26 protein-coding genes are annotated in these 22375 nt (G+C 55.8%); 8 read left to right on the forward strand and 18 right to left on the reverse strand.

The features are described from left to right. Positions 1–261, forward strand: a 261-nt coding sequence (locus tag IEY52_RS14410) for an immunity 17 family protein (protein WP_229684805.1), incomplete at its 5' end; no start/stop codon positions are given. A gap of 3 nt (positions 262–264) precedes the next feature. Further along, entirely contained in the window at positions 265–465 is a 201-nt protein-coding gene (locus IEY52_RS14415; RefSeq protein WP_189003476.1) for an immunity 17 family protein, read from the forward strand. Between the two features lie 13 nt (positions 466–478). Here IEY52_RS14415 and IEY52_RS14420 read toward each other — a convergent pair whose 3' ends face one another. Then, on the reverse strand, positions 479–994 hold the full coding sequence (locus IEY52_RS14420; protein ID WP_189003478.1) for a M23 family metallopeptidase: 516 nt from the start codon (positions 992–994) through the stop codon (positions 479–481). A gap of 188 nt (positions 995–1182) precedes the next feature. On the opposite strand from IEY52_RS14420, the gene IEY52_RS14425 reads away from it, so the two are divergent. Next, positions 1183–2076: an alpha/beta fold hydrolase gene (locus tag IEY52_RS14425; RefSeq protein WP_189003480.1), complete on the forward strand. Its 894-nt coding sequence runs from the start codon at positions 1183–1185 to the stop codon at positions 2074–2076. 15 nt (positions 2077–2091) lie between these two features. Here the strand turns inward: IEY52_RS14425 and IEY52_RS14430 are convergent, their stop codons facing one another. Next, positions 2092–2742, reverse strand: coding sequence for an ArsR/SmtB family transcription factor (locus IEY52_RS14430; RefSeq protein WP_189003482.1), 651 nt, complete (start codon positions 2740–2742; stop codon positions 2092–2094). Between the two features lies 1 nt (position 2743). Beyond that, entirely contained in the window at positions 2744–3376 is a 633-nt protein-coding gene (locus tag IEY52_RS14435) for a winged helix-turn-helix domain-containing protein (RefSeq protein ID WP_189003484.1), read from the reverse strand. A gap of 71 nt (positions 3377–3447) precedes the next feature. Between IEY52_RS14435 and IEY52_RS14440 the strand changes: the two genes are divergently transcribed. Next, positions 3448–4653: an MFS transporter gene (locus IEY52_RS14440; protein WP_189003485.1), complete on the forward strand. Its 1206-nt coding sequence runs from the start codon at positions 3448–3450 to the stop codon at positions 4651–4653. A gap of 210 nt (positions 4654–4863) precedes the next feature. Here the strand turns inward: IEY52_RS14440 and IEY52_RS14445 are convergent, their stop codons facing one another. From IEY52_RS14445 to IEY52_RS14455, 3 genes are all read right to left on the reverse strand, one after another. Then, complete coding sequence (locus tag IEY52_RS14445; protein ID WP_189003486.1) at positions 4864–5823, reverse strand: NAD(P)H-dependent glycerol-3-phosphate dehydrogenase; 960 nt, start codon at positions 5821–5823, stop codon at positions 4864–4866. After that, positions 5816–6580: a class I SAM-dependent DNA methyltransferase gene (locus IEY52_RS14450; protein WP_229684806.1), complete on the reverse strand. Its 765-nt coding sequence runs from the start codon at positions 6578–6580 to the stop codon at positions 5816–5818. The genes IEY52_RS14445 and IEY52_RS14450 overlap by 8 nt, the downstream gene beginning before the upstream one ends. A gap of 225 nt (positions 6581–6805) precedes the next feature. Then, positions 6806–7606, reverse strand: coding sequence for a YwiC-like family protein (locus IEY52_RS14455; protein WP_189003487.1), 801 nt, complete (start codon positions 7604–7606; stop codon positions 6806–6808). A gap of 137 nt (positions 7607–7743) precedes the next feature. Here IEY52_RS14455 and IEY52_RS14460 point away from each other — a divergent pair, with 137 nt between their 5' ends. Both IEY52_RS14460 and IEY52_RS14465 read left to right on the forward strand, forming a co-directional pair. Further along, the gene (locus IEY52_RS14460) at positions 7744–8634 is read left to right on the forward strand and encodes a GNAT family N-acetyltransferase (RefSeq protein WP_189003488.1); all 891 of its coding nucleotides are present in this window, start codon (positions 7744–7746) and stop codon (positions 8632–8634) included. 91 nt (positions 8635–8725) lie between these two features. After that, complete coding sequence (locus IEY52_RS14465; RefSeq protein WP_189003489.1) at positions 8726–9526, forward strand: DUF817 domain-containing protein; 801 nt, start codon at positions 8726–8728, stop codon at positions 9524–9526. Positions 9527–9528: 2 nt separating this feature from the next. On the opposite strand, the gene IEY52_RS14470 is transcribed toward IEY52_RS14465, so the two are convergent. From IEY52_RS14470 to IEY52_RS14520, 11 genes are all read right to left on the reverse strand, one after another. Then, positions 9529–10065, reverse strand: a complete 537-nt coding sequence (locus tag IEY52_RS14470) for an HAD family hydrolase (protein ID WP_189003492.1) — start codon at positions 10063–10065, stop codon at positions 9529–9531. A 174-nt stretch (positions 10066–10239) separates the two neighbouring features. Continuing rightward, complete coding sequence (locus tag IEY52_RS14475; RefSeq protein ID WP_189003494.1) at positions 10240–10800, reverse strand: HAD family hydrolase; 561 nt, start codon at positions 10798–10800, stop codon at positions 10240–10242. Further along, positions 10797–11096, reverse strand: coding sequence for a DUF1330 domain-containing protein (locus tag IEY52_RS14480; RefSeq protein WP_189003496.1), 300 nt, complete (start codon positions 11094–11096; stop codon positions 10797–10799). Before IEY52_RS14480 ends, IEY52_RS14475 begins: the two co-directional genes overlap by 4 nt. 138 nt (positions 11097–11234) lie before the next feature. Then, positions 11235–11600: a roadblock/LC7 domain-containing protein gene (locus IEY52_RS14485; protein ID WP_189003499.1), complete on the reverse strand. Its 366-nt coding sequence runs from the start codon at positions 11598–11600 to the stop codon at positions 11235–11237. Positions 11601–11636: 36 nt separating this feature from the next. Then, a complete protein-coding gene (locus tag IEY52_RS14490) occupies positions 11637–12176 on the reverse strand; it encodes a GTP-binding protein (RefSeq protein ID WP_189003501.1) in 540 nt (179 codons plus the stop codon). Then, positions 12176–12883 (reverse strand): DUF4388 domain-containing protein, encoded by a 708-nt coding sequence (locus IEY52_RS14495; RefSeq protein ID WP_189003503.1) that lies wholly within the window; start codon positions 12881–12883, stop codon positions 12176–12178. The genes IEY52_RS14490 and IEY52_RS14495 overlap by 1 nt, the downstream gene beginning before the upstream one ends. 599 nt (positions 12884–13482) lie before the next feature. Beyond that, complete coding sequence (alaS, locus tag IEY52_RS14500) at positions 13483–16158, reverse strand: alanine--tRNA ligase (RefSeq protein WP_189003505.1); 2676 nt, start codon at positions 16156–16158, stop codon at positions 13483–13485. 98 nt (positions 16159–16256) lie between these two features. Continuing rightward, positions 16257–17039, reverse strand: a complete 783-nt coding sequence (locus IEY52_RS14505; RefSeq protein WP_189003507.1) for a hypothetical protein — start codon at positions 17037–17039, stop codon at positions 16257–16259. A 317-nt stretch (positions 17040–17356) separates the two neighbouring features. After that, positions 17357–17794, reverse strand: coding sequence for a hypothetical protein (locus tag IEY52_RS14510; RefSeq protein ID WP_189003509.1), 438 nt, complete (start codon positions 17792–17794; stop codon positions 17357–17359). A 2-nt stretch (positions 17795–17796) separates the two neighbouring features. After that, positions 17797–18588, reverse strand: coding sequence for an SDR family oxidoreductase (locus tag IEY52_RS14515; protein ID WP_189003512.1), 792 nt, complete (start codon positions 18586–18588; stop codon positions 17797–17799). Then, positions 18585–19217, reverse strand: a complete 633-nt coding sequence (locus tag IEY52_RS14520; RefSeq protein ID WP_189003514.1) for a TetR/AcrR family transcriptional regulator — start codon at positions 19215–19217, stop codon at positions 18585–18587. Before IEY52_RS14520 ends, IEY52_RS14515 begins: the two co-directional genes overlap by 4 nt. 336 nt (positions 19218–19553) lie before the next feature. Here IEY52_RS14520 and IEY52_RS14525 point away from each other — a divergent pair, with 336 nt between their 5' ends. Beyond that, positions 19554–20387, forward strand: coding sequence for a hypothetical protein (locus tag IEY52_RS14525; RefSeq protein WP_189003516.1), 834 nt, complete (start codon positions 19554–19556; stop codon positions 20385–20387). 132 nt (positions 20388–20519) lie between these two features. Next, entirely contained in the window at positions 20520–21737 is a 1218-nt protein-coding gene (locus IEY52_RS14530; protein ID WP_189003519.1) for a multidrug effflux MFS transporter, read from the forward strand. Positions 21738–21740: 3 nt separating this feature from the next. Here IEY52_RS14530 and IEY52_RS14535 read toward each other — a convergent pair whose 3' ends face one another. Beyond that, entirely contained in the window at positions 21741–22349 is a 609-nt protein-coding gene (locus IEY52_RS14535; protein ID WP_189003521.1) for a DNA-3-methyladenine glycosylase family protein, read from the reverse strand. Between the last annotated feature and the right edge of the window lie 26 nt (positions 22350–22375).

Genomic DNA, 22375 nt, shown 5'->3' on the forward strand with positions numbered 1-22375 from the left:
GTTAGGCCTGGGGCACCTGGTCAGAGTGCTCACCCAGCGGCGCTTTTACGCCCCTGCCATCAAAATTTTGTCCTGTACTTAGGTATTCTGGGTGGTCTCTTTACCCTGGCAGCAAGTTATTACAACTGGGATTGGTTTTTCAACAACTGGCGTGCACGGCCTTTTGTGGCCCTGGTTGGTCGGACAGGAGCAAGGATTTTTTATGCCCTGATTGGTGTGGTGCTGCTGGTCATCGGGGTGTTCTGGCTGATCATCAGATAACACATGGAACACTGGCTGCCCCTGATCTTTCTGTTTGGGGGCGGTCTTTATGCCCTGGCTGGAAGTGTGTTCAACTGGAATTGGTTTTATGAAGACGACCTCTCCAGCCTGATTGCAGATCTGATGGGCAGAAAAGGAGCCCGGATTTTTTACTTTGTGCTCGGGCTCTTTCTGCTTTTTGTGGGCTGGGTGTTCACGCTCTGATCCCTTCAGAAGGTCACTTCAGGAAGGGGTAAGGATTCATGGCCTTCCATTTGAAGTCATAAATGCCGTAATGCAAGTGTGGAGGGGTGGTGCGGGCATTTCCAGTGTTCCCCACCTCACCCAGCACGGTGCCCTTTTCAACCCACTGGCCCACCTTCAGGTCAGCATATCTGGAGAGGTGGGCATAATAATGGTAATTCCCTCCGGGACCGAGCACCGTTACGGTCTCCCCTCCCAGACGGTTCCATCCCTTGCGTGTCACTATGCCATGGGTGCTGCTCAGAATGGGTGTGCCTTTTTTCGCAAAAATGTCGATGCCCTCGTGCTTGCGGCCCTCGCTTCTGGCCCCTCCCCAGGTGTCCACCAGGCTTCTGGGAAGCACCCCTTTGACGGGCACAGGCAGGTGTGCTGGCATCGGTTCACGGATCAATTCATAATAGCGGGCTGCATTTTTCAGGTGAGGATAAAGCAGAAAACCAATGACCAGCAGAACAACCAGTGGCACAATCCAGCGCAGGGCTCTTGACATATGGTTTCAGTGTTTCAAGTTTTAAATGAGGATTTTACTGTTTTCAGGAGATCTTTGAGAAGAACAACATCCCCTCTTACAAAAGATAAAAACCACCTCTGCTTTTCGCCCTCGGCACTCAGCTTTCCACCCCCACTGTGAACTGTGAACTGTGCAGCCAGAACCCACAATGATAGACTTGACCCCGTATGAGCGACTGGCTGGATGAAAGTTATTTCGAGCACCTGAACGGCGTGGATTTGTACTTTGAGCAGGTGGGAAACCCTGGCAATTCTGCCGTGATTTACCTGCATGGCGGACCGGGGTACAACAGTTTCTCCTTCCGGGATTTGATTGGCGAGGACCTGTCCCGCTACCAGATGGTCTATCTGGACCAGCGGGGCAGTGGGCGCAGTGAAGAACTGAAACAGGACACCCTCCTGATCGATGATCTGGTGGAGGACCTGGAGGCCGTGCGCAGCTTTCTGGGCCTGGAAACCTTCAGCCCCCTGGGGCACGGTTTCGGGGCCATGATTGCCCTGGAGTATGGGCGCAGGTATCCGCAGCACGTGGAGAAAATCATTGTGGTGTCCCCCTGGATCCACATGCCAGAACTGGCCCTGGAACTGCTGAAAAGCGCCTCTGAGTACACCGGAAAACCCTTCGAGGACCCCAGAGCAGAAATCCTCAAGAACCTCAAGGAAGAGGAGTACCCTCTGGTGGGCGCTGCACGTGTGGAACAGGCTTTCAATCTGCTCAATGCCCGCGATCTATTGAACCACATGCAGTTCAAAGACGTGCAGAGCCGCATGCGTCTGGAGTTCAGCGATGTGGAAGCCCAGTTGCTGGGCAGCGGCGAGGTGCAGGAAGCTTTTGTGCGCGCCGGATTGTGGGAATTTGAGTATCCAGGTTTCCTGGTGGAGCAGGAATGCCCGATTTTCGCGCTGGTGGGACAGCATGACCGCACCAGTTACCCCGATCAGGTGCAGTGGCTTGAAGACCTGGCCGGAGCAGAAATCACTGTTCTGGACGCTGGGCACTATCCCTGGCTGGATGCACCCGAAGACTTTGTGGAAGCCCTGGACCGCATCCTGCTGGATTGAGCTTGCTGGTTCTTCTCAATCGTCCTGAAAATCCCCAGGGGTGAAAAACAATCCCAGCATGTGCTTCTCGCCGTCAGAATTCTGTTTCTGGCGGTATTTTTCGTAGAGGTCCATCAGTTCCCGTTGCATGCTGCGGGCATCTTCCGGGAGCAGGCTCAGGTTCTGCCACATGGCCAGCACCCGGTACCTGAGCTGCATTTCCTCACCCTTTAATCCTTCCGGGTGTTTGCCTTCCTGACGAAAAATCGTGGTGAATTTGCCGTCCTTTTCCTGAAGCCCAAAAGACAGTCCCCATTCTCCCACCTGGGGCACATTGCGGAAAATCAGGTCGATGAAGCGGCGCATGATGGGCTCCATCTGCTGGGAAACAAAATCCGACACGGTGTTGTAAACCGTGTCCTTGAACGGCAGAAAGAAGTTCTGCTGGGTGGGGGCGTAGTATTTGATGGGCCTGCCTGCCCGTTTTTCTTCCCGTGCCACTTTGAGAATCCCTGCCCGGATCAGTTGCTGCACCCGGTAATGCACTTCACTCATCTCCAGATGCAGTTCTTCCACCAGTTCCTTAAGGGTGTGTTCGCGCAGCATGCAGGCTTCCAGAATGCGCTGGTTGGTCTGGGTGAGCAGCACATTGCAGTTGAGTTTTTCGGGCACCTCAAGTGTGGCCATTTCAGGGCTGGCCTTTCTCTGCAAAGAACAGACCCACCCAGTGGAAAGGGGCTTTTTCGCTTTGCAGGTGGGTGTATTTGCGGTACACCTGCAACAGTTCCTGGTACATGGCTTCGGCCTGCTCCTGGGAAAGCCTGAGCTGGTCAAAGGTGGCCAGAATGCGGTTTTCGGTGGCCCACTGCTCCATGGGGTTGTGTTCCTGCTGGTGGTCGCTGTCCCGCTGGATTTGCAGAATGAAACTGCTTCTGGCCTCGCTGTAGGCAATGGACAGGCCCCATTCTCCGGGGAGGTCCTGGGCTTTTTGAAAAGCCGATCCCCAGAACCCCTGCAGGGAGGGAGAGGTCAGGCCAAAACAGTACTCCGCCATGTCCTGGTAGGGGGTGTTTCTGAACGGCACAAAGAAAGCCTCGTGGGTGGCCTGGTAGTGCTTGATGGGCCTGCCTGCCCGTTTTTCGGTGCGGCTGATTTCCAGAACCCCCGCTTTCAGCAGGCGCTGCACCCGGTAGTAAATCCCATTCATCTCGGCCCGCAGGTGTTCTGTCAGGTCACTGAGGGTGCGTTCCTGGGGAATGCACAGTTCGACAATCTGACGGTTGAGCGGTTCGAGCAGCAAAACAGGGGCAGCCACAGTCATGCTTTATCCTCGCAAATCTCTACTTGAAAATCAGTATTTGTTCTGGAGTAGCTTTGCAGGACCATCAGAACATGCCTGCAACAAAGCTGTGGAACAAAAATTTTACCCTCTACTGGCTGGGAACCGCACAGTCCAACTTTGGAGACGCTTTAAACGGCATCGCCCTGAGTTTCCTGATTCTGGACCTCACCGGGTCTGCCACCAGCATGGGCATCAACCTGGCCCTCTCGATGTTTCCGGGGCTGCTCAGCCCACTGGCCGGAAACCTGATGGACCGCATCCCCCTCAAACCTCCCCTGATTGTGGGTGATGTGCTGCGTGGCCTCATTGCACTGGGTGTGGTTTATCTGGCCTCTCAGCATTTGCTGACCGTGCCCCTGATCTACCTGATCACGGTGCTTTTCAGCACCATCGGGGTGATGTACCGTCCTGCTGCGGGAAAAATCTTTCCTGAACTGGTCCCCAGAGCAGAGCTTCCCCGTGCCAATGGACTGCTGGGCACCGCCACCCAGAGCATGCAACTGCTGGGTCTGGTGGGAGGAGGAGCCCTGATCAGCACCCTCGGAACGGCACAGGCTTTGCTGATCGATGCCATCACTTTCTTCATCATGGCGGTGGTACTGGTTTTTGTGGACATTCCCAGACTGCATCCTGCCCAGCCTGAACCCTTCTGGAAAGGCATGAAAGCCGGGTTTCAGGTGATCCAGAAAAGCAGCATCCTGCCCATGGTGATGGGCATGGCCTTCCTGATCAATGGTGCCCTTGCCCCCACCGAGGTGCTCACCCCCAGAATCATGCAGGAAATGGGCCTGGGTGCCAGAGGCTATGGGTTCTGGATGGGCGCTTTCTCTGCAGGAATGGTGCTGGGCAGCGTAATGGTCTCGATTTTTGGCAACAAATGGCAGCCCCGGCGCATGGTCTTTCTGGGCCTTTTCGGGATGGGGTTCACCCTGCTGGGCATGATGCCCCAGCAGCACCTGTGGATCATGTTCACCAGTGCAGCCCTGATGGGCATCACCGTGGCCCTGACCAACACTTTTGTCTCTGTGCTCTTGCAGCACAGTGTGGACCAGCAGTACCGGGGACGGGTTTTTGGGGTGCTGGGCATGGTGGCGCAGTGCGGCATGCCCCTGATGGTGCTGGCGGTTTCTGGGGTGGCAGACCAGATTCCGGTCAGCATTCCTTTCATGGTGGCCTCGGTGGTGGTGGTTTGCATGAGCCTGCTGTGGGCAGTGTTTGCTGGAAAGCAACTCAAAGCAGCACAGGTCCCGGCCTGATTTCAGTTGAAGCTCATGGAGGGTTTGTTTTTCTTTCGTTTCTTGTGTTTTCTTTCATCAAAAAAAGGGGGGTTGTGCAATGTGGGATTTCACCCCAACGGCATGAAAAACAGACCTTACACTACGTGCACACTTCTTCCTCTGGTGGATCCCGGGCCGCACACCCGGGATCATTTTTTGTTGTGGGATGCTGGATTCACAGTGCTGGGTTCACTCAGAACGGGCTTTGCGCCCCATCAGGATGCTGACCCCCTGCATGAAGGTGATCCGGTTCTCCAGGATGCTGTACACCACCTCCACGATGGGCAAATCGGCCTGATGCGTCTGGGCCCACTCGTGCAAAAGGTAAGTGCTGCGGATGCCTTCAATGGCCTTCCCACCCTGTCTGGGATCCTGACCCAATGCCAGTTTTTCACCAGCAGCCCGGTTTCTGGAATGCTGGCTGGTGCAGGTGGCAATCAAATCGCCCAGACCGGACAGTCCGAACACCGTGTCTTCCTCGGCACCCTGGGCCTGCAGGTAGCGCTGCATTTCGCGCAGGGCACGGGTCATCAGGGCAGATTTGGCGTTGTCTCCCAGCTTCAGACCGTCCACCATCCCTGCTGCCACTGCAATGACGTTTTTCAGAACCCCACCCAGTTCCACACCCACCAGGTCTGTGGAGGTGTAGACCCGAAAACTGGGGGTCATCAGGAAACTCTGGGCGAGCAAGGCAAAATCTTCATCTTCACTGGCCACCACGGTGGCGGCAGGCAGCCCTCTGCTCACTTCTTCCGCATGGTTGGGACCAGACAGCACCCCCACCATCTGAAAACCCATGTTGCGGGCCATCAGGCTCAGGCGCTCTCCTCCTGCACCCAGACCCTTGGCACACAGCACAATGGGGGTTGCTCTGGGAAGTTGCTCCAGAAGCTCCTGCACCCCCACACTGGGCACCACAATCAGGGCCAGGCTCACATGGTCCAGGGCCTGCTGCAGGTCTGAAGTGATGGGCAAATCGTCTGGCAGCGGCACCCCAGGCAGGTAATCCCGGTTTTCACGGCGCTCCAGCAGCTCCTGGGTGAATTCCGGTCTTCTGGCCCACAAAGCCACACTCCGGGCATGCTGGTGCAGCATGGAAGCCAGCGCTGTTCCCCAGCCTCCGGCCCCCAGCACGGCAATCTTAGCCACGTTTCGCCCCTTTCACCTTCGCAAAAATCCACACCCTGGGCGTGTCCTCGTCTGGCTCAGCATAATCGGGGTATTCACAGATGGTGATGTCGTGGAATCCCGCTTTCTGGAGCAGGTCCCCCAGTTCCTGCGGATCATACCCCCGTTCGGTGTGCTGCTCGATGAACTCAGAGCCGTCCTCCATGCGGAAAAACGCCTGAATCATGCCCAGTTCGCGGTCCTCGTCGTAATGGTGGGACCAGTGGTAATGCACGTCCTGACCATCTTCAGCAGGCACCACCCCCTCGATCACCCCGCCTTCCCAGAGGTCCCGCAGGCCAGAACGGGTGTTCACATCGGCCACAAACCATCCTCCTTCGGTCAGGTGGTCTTTCACATGTCCCAGACAGGCCAGCATGTCTTCATGGGTCAGCAGGTTGTTGATGGAATCAAACATGCAGCTGATCAAATCAAAACGCTCCGAAAGCCGAAAATCGGTCAGGCTGCCCTGCACGAAATTCACCTCTGGAAGCTTCTTCTGGGCCACCAAAAGCATGTCTCTGGAAAGGTCCAGACCCGTCACCTGCAGCCCTGCCTCCACAAAAGGACGGGTGCTGTTGCCGGTTCCGCAAGCCAGATCCAGCACGTTGGCAGGCGTGAATCCTTCTGAGCGCAGAAAGGTCAGGACAAACTCTGCCCATCCGTCGTATTCAATCTCCCCCATGATGGCGTCATAAACGCTGGCGAGGGCAGTAAAAGGTGCTTGATGAGTGGTCACAGGGACATTTTAAGGGTTTGGGGGGCAGGGGGGAAATTGCCGAGGGCGCAGGGCCGAGAGCCGAGAGTCGAGAGCAAGGTAGATTCTTGAACCCAGAGGGTCAAGAAAGCGCTGCATCTTTTATTGCCTCAGGTTTTCCCAGACTTATGCTGACTCCGTTTGCATCTGGCAAAAGCTGAAGCTTTATGACCGCCCTCGGCCCTTGGCCCTGCGCCCTCGGCATTTTTAAACCCCTGTCCTGACTCCCACCACCGCACAGACCACAAAAAGCAACCCGAAAGCCATCTGGCCCCAGCCCACCACTTTTGCAGCCATGGGGGGTTGCCTGAACGCATAAACCTGATATCCCAGCAAGGCGGTCATGGCCACCACAGCAAACATGGGGGTGATTTGCTGGATGCCCGTCCAGGCCAGGGCAAACCAGCCCAGAATGCCCACCAGCAAACTGGGCTTCAGGTCCACCGTTTTGCCTCTGGCGCGCATGACCTGGGTGCGGGCAAACCAGATGGAGGTGACAGAGCGCACCCCCAGGATGATCCAGAGGGCGCAAGCCACTTCAGAATTCACCCCACCTGCCAGAGCAATTGCAGTTGCAACGGCCCCCATGGCGATGGATCCGCAGAGTTCTGGAAGCAGGTTGCGGCTTTTGTTCTGGGCATCGAACCACAACTGCACCCCCATCAGTGGGGTGACACACAGCAAAGGCAGCCAGAAGTTCTGCTGTGCCTGGGAGAGGGCCAGCCACAATCCCAGAATTCCCAGCGTGACGTACAGGGCAGCAAAACCCAGGGCCAGTCGCGTTCTGGGGTACATTTTTTTGCGGCGCACATCTGCCAGGCACAGCTTGATGGGATGACGCCCCAGGAATCCCATCAGGGCCAGCAGTCCCAGTCCCCATCCAGCAGCATTCGGAGCCACCAGCAATCCCAGCAGCACGGGTTCCAGGGTGAATCCCCACCCTCCGTGCTCGGTGGGAAGGGCAACGCTTTTGATCAGGTTTCTGCTGGGCATGACGGTGGCTTGCATGCTTTCAGGGTAGAGGGTCGAGGGTGGTCTTTTGTCCTGAGCAAATGCATTTTAAATGCATGTTCAATTCAGGGCCAAGCTTTTCGGCTTATGATTCAAAATTTTTTCACTGGACACGGTGCTTCTATACTGGACCCATGCAAATCAGACCAGCAGTTCCACAAGATGCAAAATTCATCACCCAATTGCAAGAACAGCATTACCTGAACCAGTGGACCTTTGATGCCACCGAACTGGCCCACAACATCCAGAACCACCCGGAACATGGAAGGCTGGTGACAGAGCAGCATGGGCAGGTGATCGGGTATGCCAGCTTTGCACCAGCAGATTTACCAACCACCCTGCATGTGCGGTTTTATGCCCATCCTGACCATCCAGAGGCCAGAAAAGCCCTGCATGATGCTGTGGTCCAGCAAGCCAGAGGCAGATACACTGCTCTGGAAAGCACCCTGCGGGAAGATTATGCAGCAGCCAGAGAATTTTTAGAGAGCCAGGGCTTCCAGAACAGTTTCCAGAGTTATGGTGCTGCACTGGATTTGCAGAATTTTGACTTTCAGCCTTTTGAAGGTCTGGAAGAACGTTTGTTCATTGAAGGATTCGAGGTGCAGCAGGGCACTCCAGAACCTTCGGAAACCCTTTATCAGCTTTATCTGCAGGGTTTTCAGGATGTGCCCCAGGTCCCTGCAACCCGCTGGAGCATTGAAACCCGTGAAGCCTTTGAGCAAACGTACTGGCAGAAAGGTTTTGTCTGGTTCACAGTCACCTACCGAAATCAGGTGGTGGCCCTCACTTTGCTGGACCTCAGGCGAGAGGATGTGCAGAGCGAAATCACCCTGACCTCCCGTAAATTCAGGCATCGGGGTCTGTGCACCCTGGTCAAAGCCCGCTCTTTGCAGTGGGCAAAGGCTGAGGGCCATGCAAAAGCAGGTACAGGCGGAGCAGTCATCAATCTGGCGATGCTGAAAGTGAACCGCAGGCTGGGGTACCAGATCGAACCCATGTGGCTGACCTACACCTGTCAGATCTGATGGGGTTTTGAGTGATTTGAGGGTTTTACACACAGGACCCATGCTTTTGCGGCTTGCCCCAAAGTTTCCTGTTCTACAGTGAAGGGCAAGCATGCGCGTCATTTTAAAACCATTGAACCGATTTCCGGCCCTGCAGGACCTGCTGACTTTTGTGTATCTGGAAGCCCTCTGCTGCATTTTTCCGGCCACCATCATGCTCAGTCTGGCCCTCAGCAAACACCTGGAATTGCCCATCCCCCGCTATGATTTCATGCTGCTGGTCTGCCTTGCCATGCAGGCCGTGATGGTGCTCAGCAAACTGGAAACCGTGGATGAATTGAAAGTGGTCTGCATGTTCCACATCTTTGGGCTGTCCCTGGAACTGTTCAAGGTGCACCACGGCTCCTGGTCCTATCCTGAATTTGCCCACACCAAGATCTGGGATGTCCCCATCTACTCGGGTTTCATGTATGCCAGTGTGGCCAGTTACATCTGTCAGGCCTGGCGGCGTTTCAACCTCAAGTTCAGCGAATACCCCTCCTGGACAGCCAATCTGTTTGCCATCCTGCTGTACCTGAATTTTTTCAGCAACCACTACATCGAAGACCAGCGCTGGGGCCTTGCCCTGGCCCTCATTGTCCTGATGTGGAACACCAGGGTGCATTTCCAGATCAACCACAGGCCCCACCAGATGCCCCTGACCCTGTCTTTTTTGTTGATTGGCCTGTTCATCTGGCTGGCCGAAAACATCAGCACGTTTTATGGGGCCTGGAAATACCCCAACCAGCAAGACGTCTGGCATGCTGTGCATTTCAGCAAGATCAGCAGCTGGGCCCTCCTGGTGATCCTCAGTTTTGTGCTCATCGCCAAGCTGAAGGGGATCAAGAGCAGTTTGCAGAAAACCCGGTATTGACCCTAACGTCTCCCGTATTTCTGCTCAGGTTGCACGGTCTGGCCCAGCCTGCCCAGGTATCCGGCCAGTTCCAGCAACTCAATGTCGCTTTCATCGCCAAAGAAAGGCTTCACCCGGATGATCTTACCAGGGGTGCCCCGAAATTTCTCCGGGGAATCATCAATGAGCCAGACTTTGTCCTGGGGATATCCGATTTCCTTTTCAACGCGAGAAAGGTGTTTGGCCCACAGGTGCTCTTTGAGCACCTCATCGAATTCCCTGATGCAGTGCTCTCTGGACCACAGGAACTTGATCTGTTCTGCCTGTTTTTTGGGAAACACCGCTTTCAGGATAGCTTCGGCGTAATCCCATGCAGAGGAGGTCCAGACCCCCACGTCATAGTGGTCAAAGCAGACTTTGAGCAGATCAAAGGTGTGTGGACGGACTTTCACCCGCAGGTTGTCGATCAGAAAATCGGGTTTGGGAACGCGAGACATGCTCACAGTCGAATGGATCAGGGTTTCGTCCAGATCGAGGATGATCAGGGGTCGGGTGGTCATGGTGCGCTCCTTTGCAGCCCTCTTGCAGCTCTCTCCATGATGTCATGGGCACACTGACACAAATCTGTCACGGTTTCTGAACATTCTGCCTTCAACATTCTGCCTTCAACATTCTGCCTTCAACATTCTGCCTTGAACATTCTGCCTTGAACATTCTGCCTGCTGCTGTGGCTGCTACACCTGCTGGTGCCAGTTGCGCTTTTCCAGTTTGCGCACATTGGGGTGGTCTTTGATCTTCAGAAGATAGCACCTGAGCCTGATGAGTTCCTGATCGTCTGCTGCGCCATAAAAAGGCACCACCCGGATCAGATTGCCATAAGCCGTGCGGAATTTCTCTGGAGAATCATCAATGACCAGGGTGCGCTCCAGACAGTACCCCAGCCTTTTGACTTTGTAGAGGCGTTTGGCCCACACAAATTCCTGCACCTCCTCGTCCCAGCCGTAGGTGCAGCGTTCTCTGGCCCAGATGAATTTGAGCTTTGTTGGGTCTGCAAACAGGTGCTGCACAGCAATCCAGGCGTAATCCGAGCTGGAGGAGGTCCACACCCCCACATCAAAATGCTCGAAGGCGGTTTCCAGCAAAGCCTGCAGGTGGGGCCGGATTTTCACCCGGTACTCCCACATCTGGAAATCTGATGCCGCCTCTTTTGACCGGGAGGCGTGCATCAGGGTCTCGTCGAGGTCCAGCACCAGCAGCATTCTTTTGAGGGGGTTGCTGGGGTTCAGGCGGTTCACAAGGGAACCGCCAGCCCCTCCACAGCAATCATGTCGAACTGGGCAATGCCTTCACGGGCCGCTTTGGCTTGCAGGTAATCCTCGCTGGCATACCACTGCCGGATGTGCTCCAGGGAATCGAACTCCAGCACCACCAGACGCTCTGGATGGTATTCCCCTTCAAGCACCAGCAGTGGACCTCCCCGGACCACATAGCGGCCTCCATGTTTGTGCACGGACTGCTGGGCGAGGTCTCGGTAGTGCTGGATTTTGACAGGATCACTGACACGGGTATTCACGATGACATAGGCAGGCATACAGGTATTTCTGCATGATTGAGTGGGTGCAGTCAAGGCTGGCAGGTTTTCCATCCATCATCAAAACCACAAAAAACCCCCTGGATGTTCTGCCAGAGGGTCAATTCTGTTTTTGCTTTTTTGCGGTAAACTCAAAATTTACAGCAGGTCAGCAATTTTTCGACTGGTGTCGCGGGCTTCCAGGTGGATCAGGCCCACGCTGGACCAGGTGGGGGCCACCACTGCCAGCACCCCTTTGGCACCTGCGGCATAAATCAGGATCTGCGCGGTGCTGCCGGTCACGCTGGTTTCTGCCAGTTGACCGGCGCTGAGGGTTTCACCGATGCGCTTGCCCAGACCCAGGGCAGTGGCTGCCATGGCGGCAACACGCACAGGGTCTGTGTTTCCACCCATTGAATACGCGATGGGCAGACCGTCCGTGGAGGCTATCAGTGCGCCTTGCAATTCGGGAATCGCTGTGCGTAAACGATCAATCGCTTCTTGAAGCTGTTCCTGCTTGCTCATGCGTTAACGGGCCTCCGGGACGTTTTGGATGTTGGGTCAGGGTAGGACAACAGGATTGCCGTTGCGGGCTTCGTTGGCCAGGGCGATGATGGAAGTGATCACGTCCATGCAGGTGTCGCCATCGGTGGCGTTCACCCCAAACACACGGTCGTAAGGGAGCTGGAAGTAGTCTGCCACGTCATCGGGACGCCACACCTTGGGAAGGTCCTGGTGGGTCACACCGATCACGAAAGGCACGGGAATCCGGGAGGTGATGAACTCCAGAATGGCACGGGCACGTCCCAGGTCACCGGGGCGGGTGCCGGACACCAGCATCACCAGTCCGAGGGCTCCTTCGCAGACCACTTCCCACATGAAGTCAAAGCGGTCCTGACCGGGGGTTCCGAACAGATAGATGGGACTGTCGTCCACGGTGAGCGTACCAAAGTCCAGCGCAATGGTGGTTCTGGCTTTACCGATGTCCTCGGTGGCTGCCTCGTCGGTGTCCACCACTTCGGTTTCAGACAGACTCTTGATGAAGGTGGTTTTTCCGGCTCCTACAGGACCAGAAACGACGATTTTGAGCGGCTTGATCATTACGAAGTCCTCGCCTTGAACAGACGGCTGAAGAGGCTGCGGAAGGCTCCGAACAGACCACCTTTGCCACCTTTAGCAACAACCTGTTGCACCACTTGCTGGCTCTGCACGTACTGGGTTTCGGACTCGAAGGCACGCACAGGGGCAATGGCTCCGTGGGAACGCAGCTGGTACAGGTACAACTGGGCAACTTCCATGGAGATGGGAAGGTCGAGTTTCTGAATCAGTTCGCGGGCGCTCACACCGTTGGGCTGAGACAGCAGGTGCAGGGCGCTCTGGAAGAACAACTCCAGGCCTTCATGGGCCCAGAACTCGGTGGGCTTGAGGAGGATGAAACGGGTGTCAGGGTGGGCGAAGCGTTCACGGTCCCTTTCCACCTGTTCTTTGATGTCCTCGGAAGCCATGGAACGACCCAGACGCTCGATGGGCAGCAGGAAATTGTTCACCAGTTCAGTGGGTTCTGTTTTGGCAAACTCAAAGGTACAACTGCCACGGCGAGAGAGGGCCTTGAGGTAGTCACGGATCTGTGACACGTCCTTAACGGGTTCCTTGCCGATGAAAAAGGCGCAAAGCATGCCCTGCATGAAGTGCAGTTCGTAACTCTGCTTGGAATCGTTATCAGCGATGAAGAGCTTGCCGGATCTTCTGGAGATCGTGGCCAGCACTTCGGTGAGTGGGATGTCTGCAAAACTTCCTGTTACTGCCATAGTATTCCTCGCGACAAGAGGGACTTAGACCGCTTACTTTGCGCAGCAAACGTGATCTTACGTGCTGTGCTCTGGGAGACTGTGTATTAAAAAACTATCACAGGCGTCTTAACAAAATCAAACGTCTGCGTTGTAGAGCACGGTCTCATTCTATGATCCTGAGAATCACAAGAATATCACAGCACCGTCTTCCCTCCAGTTTCGCGTTCACCCCTTTCACGCCCAATTGGCAAGTGGTGGATCTTTGCCGTGGCTCTTGTTCTAAAGGTACTCTGAACTCATTTGTAACGCAACATTCAGCGTGGCTTCAGGTAAGCATGCCAGCAAATCCAATCCAGAACCTCTAGAGATTCACATTGTATCACACAGCAAAAAAACCTTTTCTGACGACATCTTAATCAAAGGGGTACTTCTGCCTTACGGTTCTGTCAAACCCGCTGCACCTTTACAATTCTCCCCAATTCTGACCTCTTCATCTTTGCTTTTTCCATGCGCAGAAAAGGCACCAGCGCATTGCCAGTGCCTTTTCTGCTTGCTGAAATCACGCTGAAGTAGAACGCGGTGGTCCAGGAACTTTTAAGCGCCCATAGAGCAAAAACTCAGAATGCCTGGGGCAGTGCTTCCAGCGCAGCATCTGCATCTTTGATTCCAGCCTGGGCCATGTCTGGACGACCTCCGCCACGGCCCCCTGCAGCCTGGGCCAGCACGCCAATGATCTTGCCTGCGTTGGCTCCTTTTGCAACGGCGTCCTTGCTGGCCTTGACCACCAGACCGGCATCAGAAGCCACCACCACCACATCGGCCTGGGAGGCGTCCATCAGGGAGTCTGCAGCTCCACGCAGAGCGCCCGATTCCAGACCCACCACTTTCAGGCTGGCGACCTTGAAACCGCCCAGTTCCTGCACGTTCTGGCCTGCCCCACCAGAAACCTGGGCACGGGCCAGATCCCTTTTGAGGTTCTCAATGGTCTGGTTGAGGTCCTTGATCTGACCCTGCACCTGCTGCACCCGCTCTGGAAGCGCACTGGCTCCGGTGTTCAGCAGGGCAGCAGCACGGCCCAGCAGGTCAAATTGCTGGCGGATGTACTGGGTGGCCACCTCGCCACACAGGGCTTCAATGCGGCGCACCCCAGCAGCCATGTTCTCATCTGAGACGATCACGAAGGTGCCAATCTCGCCGGTGCGGTTCACGTGGGTGCCCCCGCACAGTTCTTTGCTGGACACCACTTCATTGGTGGCATCACGGATGACGCCCCCCTCCACGCTGACCACGCGCACCACATCGCCATATTTCTCTCCAAAGAGGGCCATGGCTCCGGTGGCACGGGCGTCTTCAATGCCCATGTAGGCGTAGTTCACAGCGAAATCCGACTGGATCCAGCGGTTCACCAGCACCTCAATTTCCCGGACCTGCTCTGTGGTCAGGGCCTCGTTGTGGGTGTAGTCAAAACGCAGGCGCTCGGGGGTCACCAGGCTTCCGGCCTGACGCACGGTGTTGCCCAGAATGGTGCGCATGGCAGCCTGCAGCAGGTGGGTGGCGGTGTGGTGGCGCTCGGTGGCTTTGCGCCTGGGACCCACCACAGCACGCACCTGGGCTCCTTCGGTCAGGGAGCCTTCCTTGACTTCCAGGGTGTGCAGGAAAATGCCCTGAGGGGTTTTCTGGGTGCTGGTCACCATGCCCCAGCCTCCTTCCCATTCCAGCATGCCGCTGTCCCCGATCTGGCCGCCCCCTTCGGCATAAAAAGGCGTGGTGGACAGGATCACCTGGGCATTCTGACCAACTGTGATGATTTTGTAAGCTTCACCACCCACAATCAGGGCCAGCACGCCAGCATGGGCCTCGGTGGTGTCGTAGCCCACAAACTCGGTGGCACCATGCTCACGGGCCACATCGTCCAGCACTTCTGCAACGGCTCCGAACAGCTCCTGCTTGCCCATCTTGCTGGCTGCACGGGCACGCTCCTGCTGCTCTTTAAATGCAGCCTCGAAGCCTTCCTGGTCCACATCAATGCCTTTTTCTTCGGCAATTTCGATGGTCAGGTCCAGGGGGAATCCGTAGGTGTCATATAAGGTGAAGGCTTCCTGACCATTTAAGGTGTCTCCCCGGGTCAGGGCAGACAGCAGCAAATCCAGACGCTCAATGCCAGCCGCCACCGTCTGCAGGAAGCGCACCTCTTCGGTTTTCATGACGTTCTGGATGCGGGACTCTTCCTGCTTCAGTTCAGGGTAGGCGTCGCCCATGGCCTGGACCACCAGGGGCACCAGGGTGTAAAGCACAGGCTCACGGAAACCCAGCAGGTAAGCGTGGCGGATGGCGCGGCGCAGCACTTTGCGCAACACGTAACCCCGTCCGGTGTTGCTGGGGAGGGTGCCATCGGCCAGCACCATGGTCACACTGCGCAGGTGCTCGGCAATCACACGGTGAGAAACAGATTTCTCCCCCTCATAAGCCTTGCCAGACAGTTCGGTCACCCGGTCAATGATGGGACGGAAGGTGTCGGTGCTGTAGAAATCAAACACCTCCTGCAGGATGCTGGCCATGCGCTCCAGACCCATCCCGGTGTCGATGTTTTTGAAGGGCAGGTCTGCCAGCACGCCCCCATCCTGGCGGTCAAACTGGGGAAACACCAGGTTCCAGATTTCCAGGAAACGGGCACTTTCACGGGTCTCCCTGTAGTCTTCCCAGGTGTCGTCTCCGAACTCAGGGCCCCGGTCATAGTAAATTTCAGAGCAGGGACCACAAGGACCGTTGGGGCCTTTGGCAGGTGCATCTGCAGGCCAGAAGTTCTCATCGGCATCAAAGCGGATGATGTGGCTGGGATCCACCCCCAGGGCCGTCCAGTATCCGAAAGCCTCGTCGTCGTCTTTGTAGATGGTGACGTACAGCTTGGTTTTGTCCAGGGCAAACCAGGCGTCGCTGGTCAGCAGTTCCCAGGCCCATTCGATGGCCTCTTTCTTGAAGTAATCCCCGAAGCTGAAGTTCCCCAGCATCTCGAAGAGGCTGAGGTGACGGCGGGTGCGGCCCACGTTCTCGATGTCCCCCAGACGCACGCACTTCTGCGCCGTGGTGATTCTGCGGTGCTCGCCTTCCACTCCGGGAAAGGTGGCGGCACCTCCCAGAAACTGGGGTTTGAAGGGCTGCATCCCTGCAACGGTGAAAAGGGTGGTGGGATCGGGGGCCACCGTCGAGTGGGACGGCAGGCGCAAATGTCCTTTGCTCTCGAAGAACGAGAGGTATTTCTGGCGGATTTCGTTGGTGCTCAGCTTGGCAGTCATCCCTAGGATTATACAAAGGGACGTATGAGAGGCCAAATCCAGCAAATGGCGCAGCCCCCTCCATGAAAAGGCTCACCAGAGTCCAGGTTTTGCCGGTTTCACTCTGCCAGGGTCTCTGTGCGAATCTCCTGCCAGCGGGTCAATTGCTGGTGGGTGCCCAGTTCAAACAGAGCTTCATGGGTGCTCAATTGATGGTCATGCAGCACCTCCACTTGCATCAACAATCGGGGGTGAAAGTGAGGAAGGGTGAAAGGCTGTTTGGGCAAAAGACCATCGCCCAGTTTGCTCTCTGCGGGAAGTTCATCCCCACAACCCAAACTGTACTGGTCAGCCGAATAAATGGTTCCCTCTGGCAGTTGTTCCCGATGGGGCACCTCTTCAGGATGATGCACCCAGGAGGCATCTTGTGAAGGATAAGTGAACCAGAAGTCTCCCCAGGGATCCCTTTCCACCTGCCTGCAATCCACTGGAACTGCAGGCCAGAACAGGAAACACACGAAACCCACCAGAAATCCGTAAGCACTTGGAGGAATGGTCAGAATCCGGAGCCACCCCCTGCGGGTCAACCACAACAAACCCAGCAATCCTACAAGCACAACAGGCAAAATCCCATACACAAAAAACAAGGGGGTTGGATATTCAATGTGTGGCAGAAACCATATTCCAAAAGGCACAACACCAATCAGAAACACAAGCAAAAGCAGGGAACACACAATCACCACATCCCAGATCCTTTTTTCCAGTCCTGCCACCATCAGGACTCCTCCCAGGCCAAACATCAGGAGCACCTCCCAATCTTCAGTAAAGACCATCCAGCAATACAGGTAGCCCATTCCGAATGCAATCAAAGCCCTCAAATACAAAGAGAAACCTTTAAACATGCCTGATTTTAGCACTGGGTTGGATGTCAGCCCTGACAAACCCTGTCCACCAGCAGTGCCCAACTTCTGCCCATTCCAGCAAAAGTTCTGCAACTGGAAAAGGTTCCAGAAGCGGGCTTTCTCTTTGAGCCCGGACCTTTTTGTGGGTACCCTGAATGTACCCCGGACCCAACATACTTTCCCTTTTCAGCCTTCCGGGTGGATCCGCCAGGCAGCACAGGTCACAACCGCAATCTCCTCTAGAGAGCAGTCAGGCAGCCAGCGGCCCAGGTTTTCCTTTCCACACATCCGGGAAGGCCTGGGCCGCCTGGATTTTTTCAGGGGGTCCTGCCGGGTTCTGGCGGGGCATGCACCAGCAGCAGGATGGGCACCATCACCTGCAAAGCCAGCAGCAGCACAGCAGCCACCATGTCCAGAGGTCCAGAAAAAGCCTGCAGGTGCATCAGGTGGTAAATCAGGTGCGGAAGGCCATACACCAGCGTGCAGATGGCCACCACACGGGTGTTGACCTGTCTGGGCCAGAACAGGGACAGCAGGGTCAGTGCAGCAAGAGACAGCTGCAGGCTGCCAAAATCCCGCAAAAGGTGCTCATTGTAAGGGCCTTCTGCAGCCACCCAGGCATGTCCGGGCAACGGAAAATTCTGGTAGAACCCCTGAGGGGAAACCAGTGCCCAGACTCCAGGCACCAGCACATTGAGGGCCAGATACCACAGCCCTGCGGTTTCATTGAGGGGTCGGGGGGCAGAACCAGACATCCTCAGCCCTGGGCTTTCTGATAGGCATTGGTGGTTTGTGACCGTCTGGAAAGCCATTCCTGCCAAGTCTCTCCTTTGCGGGTCACCTGAGAGGAAGCCAGTTCCCTGAAAACTTTAAAGACAGAAAGCGGCAAGGGGAAGGTGTACATGGTTTTCTGGATGCCCTGCGCTTTTAAAAAACTGTGGGTCAACTGGTCCAGGGTCAGCACTTCGGGTCCTGCAAGGTCTGGCAGGCGACCTGCTGGTGCTTGCAGTGCAGCCTGGGCCAGGGTTTCTGCCACGGCAGAGAGGCCCACTGGTTGAAAAGGCAGATCTCTGGGCAGCAGGATCAGGGGACTTTTGACAATGGACTGGATCAGAAAGCCCACGAAGTCATGGAACTGGGCAGCCCGCAAGATGGTGTAAGGGATGCCGCTGGACTCCAGCACCTGCTCGTCTTGCAACTTGGCTTTGTAATAAGGGTAAAACGTCAGGCGATCAATCCCGATGATGCTGATCAGCACCACATGTTTTACAGAAGACTGTTGCACTGCCTTCAACAGGTTCTGGGTGGCCAGGGTGTTCTGTCTGGCATGGGTCGGGTTGTGGGCACAGTGGATGACCACCTCCACATCCTTTAATGCAGCTTCCACTCCTGCACCTGTGGTCAGGTCTCCCTGCACGGTTTCCACTCCGGGCCAGCTGAGGATGTTTTTGCGGCTGAGCACCCTGGGAATGCTTCCTCTGGCTTTAAGGGCTTCCACCACTTCTTTGCCCAGCACTCCGGTTCCACCTGTCACCAGCACACGTTTCATGTCTCTTTCCTTTCTGGAAGGTATTTGCTCAGCAGCAAATCCACCACATGCTGCTTGCGGTTTTCTCTGGTCTGGGGGTCTTGCATGTCCATGCCCAGCGGTCTCAGAAAAGTCTCTGCGTGGGCCATCGGAAACCAGCACAGGGCGGTCAGGTCGATCATGAATTGCTCGGGTTCTCCCTGCCAGTGCAGTTCGTGCTGCATCAGGGCCAGGGCTTCCCGGAACACCTCCAGCTGGCTGGGCAGTTTGCTGAGGTACTGCCCGCCTGAAAGGGTTTCCCACTCGGTGAGGCGCACAAAACGGGGATGTTTGAACTGAAAATCAAAGAACTGTTCGATGGCAAAGCGCAAGAGCTGTCTGGGGTCATGTGCGGGTTGCTGGGCCAGGGTTTTGAGGGCCAGCACCAGTTGCAGAGGTTCTGCAAAAGCCCGGTCCAGCACAGCCTGATACAGTCCTTCTTTGGAACCGAAGAAATACCCGGGGGTCCCACGGGCCACTCCGGCCTGATCACAGATCTCTTGCAGGCTGGTCTTTTCAAAGCCTTTTTCTGCAAATAGGATTTCAGCAGCATCCAGAATGAGTTGTTTGCTTTTCTCTGCAGCCTGGGTTTTCTGATTGGTGCGTGTCATGTTGCCTTCCTGATCTTCAGGTTAACATAATCTTCGCTGAACGTACAGCATTATTCGTACATTACGTTTTGGACTCTGCATAAATTTGTCTAACTTTGCAGGATCTTCCCCTTCTGAATTTTCAGGTTTTCTGAAAAATTTCGCTGCTGTCCTGTGGCTTCCCAGGCTTCCTGGCATCTTGCTGGACCCACAGAGAAACCAGGCACAACCCCTGAGGGCACACCCGCAGAGCAAAAAACAATACTGCTTTTTTTGCAGGCTGAACCCTCAAGCTTTTGTCAGGGAGAACCCCAAAACGTAAGAAATTTGTTGTCAAAACCCGCTATGATGAAGGAAATGAGTTTCCTGAGGAAGTTTTTAAACCTGACTGAAGAAGGAACTGACCCTGCAAACCGGGGTTCAATTCCTGAAGGAAACAGCATCATCCTGCTGTTTTCCATACAGCCAGACCTCAACCGGGCGGTGATCAGCCTCAGGCAACTGCTCAAAGACCCCAACATTCACCTGGAGCGCCTGGAAGGACAGGAAACTGCACGCTTTCAGATGATCGGGCATGAAGTGCTGGTGATGGGTCAGGAAGGTCCCCTCCCCCGGGACCTCCAGCAAAAAACCATTCAGTCCACCGGTTATCCCAAAAGCGTGCGGGACCAGCTGCAAAACCACCGCCTGCACATGCACTGCGTCTACACCGGAGAAAACGACAGTGCCCTGCAACAGATGCTGGTGCTTTATCAGGTGGCAGCCGCTTTTGTTCCACTGGGCTTGCTGGGGGTGGTGGATGAGGTGGCCCTGGTGGCCCACCCCGCCAAAGTGGTCAAGGACATTGCCCTGGAAGTGGACCGTCACCACCTGAAAAAAGACATTCCCACCGCCTTCTGGACCAGCCTGAACAAGGTCACCAGGCCGGATGGTCTGGTCTGGTATGCCACCCGTGGTTTTGAGCGCTTTCGCTCTCCCAACTTTGCCCTGCTGGCGCAGGAAGGCCAGACCGACGATGTGCTGGAGGTCTTCACCATGCTGCTCAAAGGGTTGGTCTTTGACAAGGCCGTTTATCAGGTGGGAGAAGGCATCCATCTGGCAGGCACCGACCTGCTCTTTCGGGAGCTGTATGAACACCAGCAGGAGTTGCAGGGCCATGAACCTGTGCTGGTGGTGGAAATCGAAAGCTGATTCTGTCTCAGCAGGCTTTCTCAGGCAAAATCCCATACCAAACGAGCGTTTTCAGGGCATCTGATCAAAAAGGCACACAAAACCTGCCTTTTTTTCCTATTCAATATGTTTTTTAAAGTGTTAAGTTGAGCCGTGACTTCAGCCACCCGCCCCTCCAACTCCCGCTTTGAAATCATTGCCCTGGTGGGCCTGCTGCAGGCCATTGGCGCATTCACCATCGACATCATGCTTCCTGCACTCAGCACCATGAGCAGAGACTTCGGGGTCACCGAAACCCGAGCCCAGCTCATTGTGGGCAGCTACTTTTTCGGGTTTGCTGCAGGACAGCTGCTGCACGGCCCCCTCAGTGACCAGTACGGCAGAAAACCCGTCTTGATGACCGCCCTTTTCCTGTACATGCTGACCACGCTCGGCATCATCTTCACCCAGGATTTCACCCTGCTGCTGGTGCTCAGGGGATTGCAAGGGGTGCTGGGGGCTGCCATGCGCATCGTGCCCACCGCCCTGATCCGCGACCAGTACTCCGGTGCTGCCATGGCCCGCATCATGTCCTTTGCCATGATGGTGTTCCTGATTGCGCCCGTGATTGCCCCCAGCATTGGCACAATCATTCTGCAGTGGGGCTGGCATGCCATCTTCTATTTTCTTGCTGGACTGGCCGCTTTCCTGCTGCTGTGGGCTGGCCTGAGGCTGCAGGAAACCCTTCCGGTGGAAAAACGGCGCGTTCAAAGCTTTGAAAACCTCAAGAAAGCCGCTGTGCTGGTGTTCCAGCAGAAACAGAGTGTGGCCTACACCCTGATCCTGATTTTCACCTCAGCCATCCTGTACACCTACCTGATGAGTGCACCACAGCTCTACAAGGGTTTTCTGAACCTCAACAACACCCAGTTTGCCCTGGCTTTCGGAGCCACAGGCATTGTGCAGTCCCTGGGGGCCTTTGCCAACACTGCGCTGGTCACCCGGCTGGGCATCCACCGCCTGATCCGTTACGCCCTGTGGGGCATCTGCCTGTTCAGTTTCCTGACCGTGCCCCATGCCCTGCTGAATCAGAATGTGATCGGGGTGTGGTTGCACATCAGCGTGGTGCTGTTCTTCATGAGCATCACCTTCCCCAATGCCAACAGTGCAGCCATGGAGCCCCTGGGCAGCATTGCAGGTTTTGCCAGCAGCATCATCGGCTTTGTGAGCAGTGCAGCAGCCGGATTGCTGGGAGCCCTGCTGGGCCAGTGGGCTGCAGGAGACTTCCTGAAATTTGGAATGGGCTGGACCGCCCTCGCCCTGATCAGTTTGCTGGTGCTGACCTGGCTGTGGCGAAAACACAGGCCAGAAGCGAGAACTGTGCGGGTTTGACCCTCACACATGCACCCAGAACAGCGGCTGAATGGACAGATCCGTTTCTGATTCCTGCCACAACAACCACGCAGCGTAAGACCGAAAAGGACGCCACCGCTCAGCAACATCCGGGGTGGCGTTCTCTCCCATCACCCGAAAAAAACCGCGCCTGAGGGCCACATCTCCCCAGGGAAACACATCTTCATGCCCCAGACCAAAAATCAGGAACATGTCTGTGGACCACTGCCCGATGCCCCACATCTCCAGCAGGATTTCGCTGACTTTCTGGTCCGATTCTTCTTGCAGGAGGTCCAGATCCAGACCCTGCAAAACCCTGGTGGCGATGCCCTTGAGGGTGCGCATCTTATTGCGGGTGAGGCCCAGTTTGCCCAGCACATCCTCGTGGGTGTTCAGGACTTTTTCCGGGGTGAAACCTCCCAGATGCTGCAAGACCCGGTTCTCCACAGCCACTGCAGAGCGCACGCTCACCTGTTGCCCGATCACAATGCTGCACAAACCAGAGAACGCATCAAAAGAGCCTTTGAAGGACTGTGGGAGGGTGTGTTTTTCCAGCAAAGGGGCCAGATCAGGGTCCTGTTCCAGGAAAGCGCGGGCAGCAGAGGAAGACATGGGTTTCATGATCTGGCAAAACCTGT

Source organism: Deinococcus roseus (assembly GCF_014646895.1).
GTDB classification, from domain to species: domain Bacteria; phylum Deinococcota; class Deinococci; order Deinococcales; family Deinococcaceae; genus Deinococcus_C; species Deinococcus_C roseus.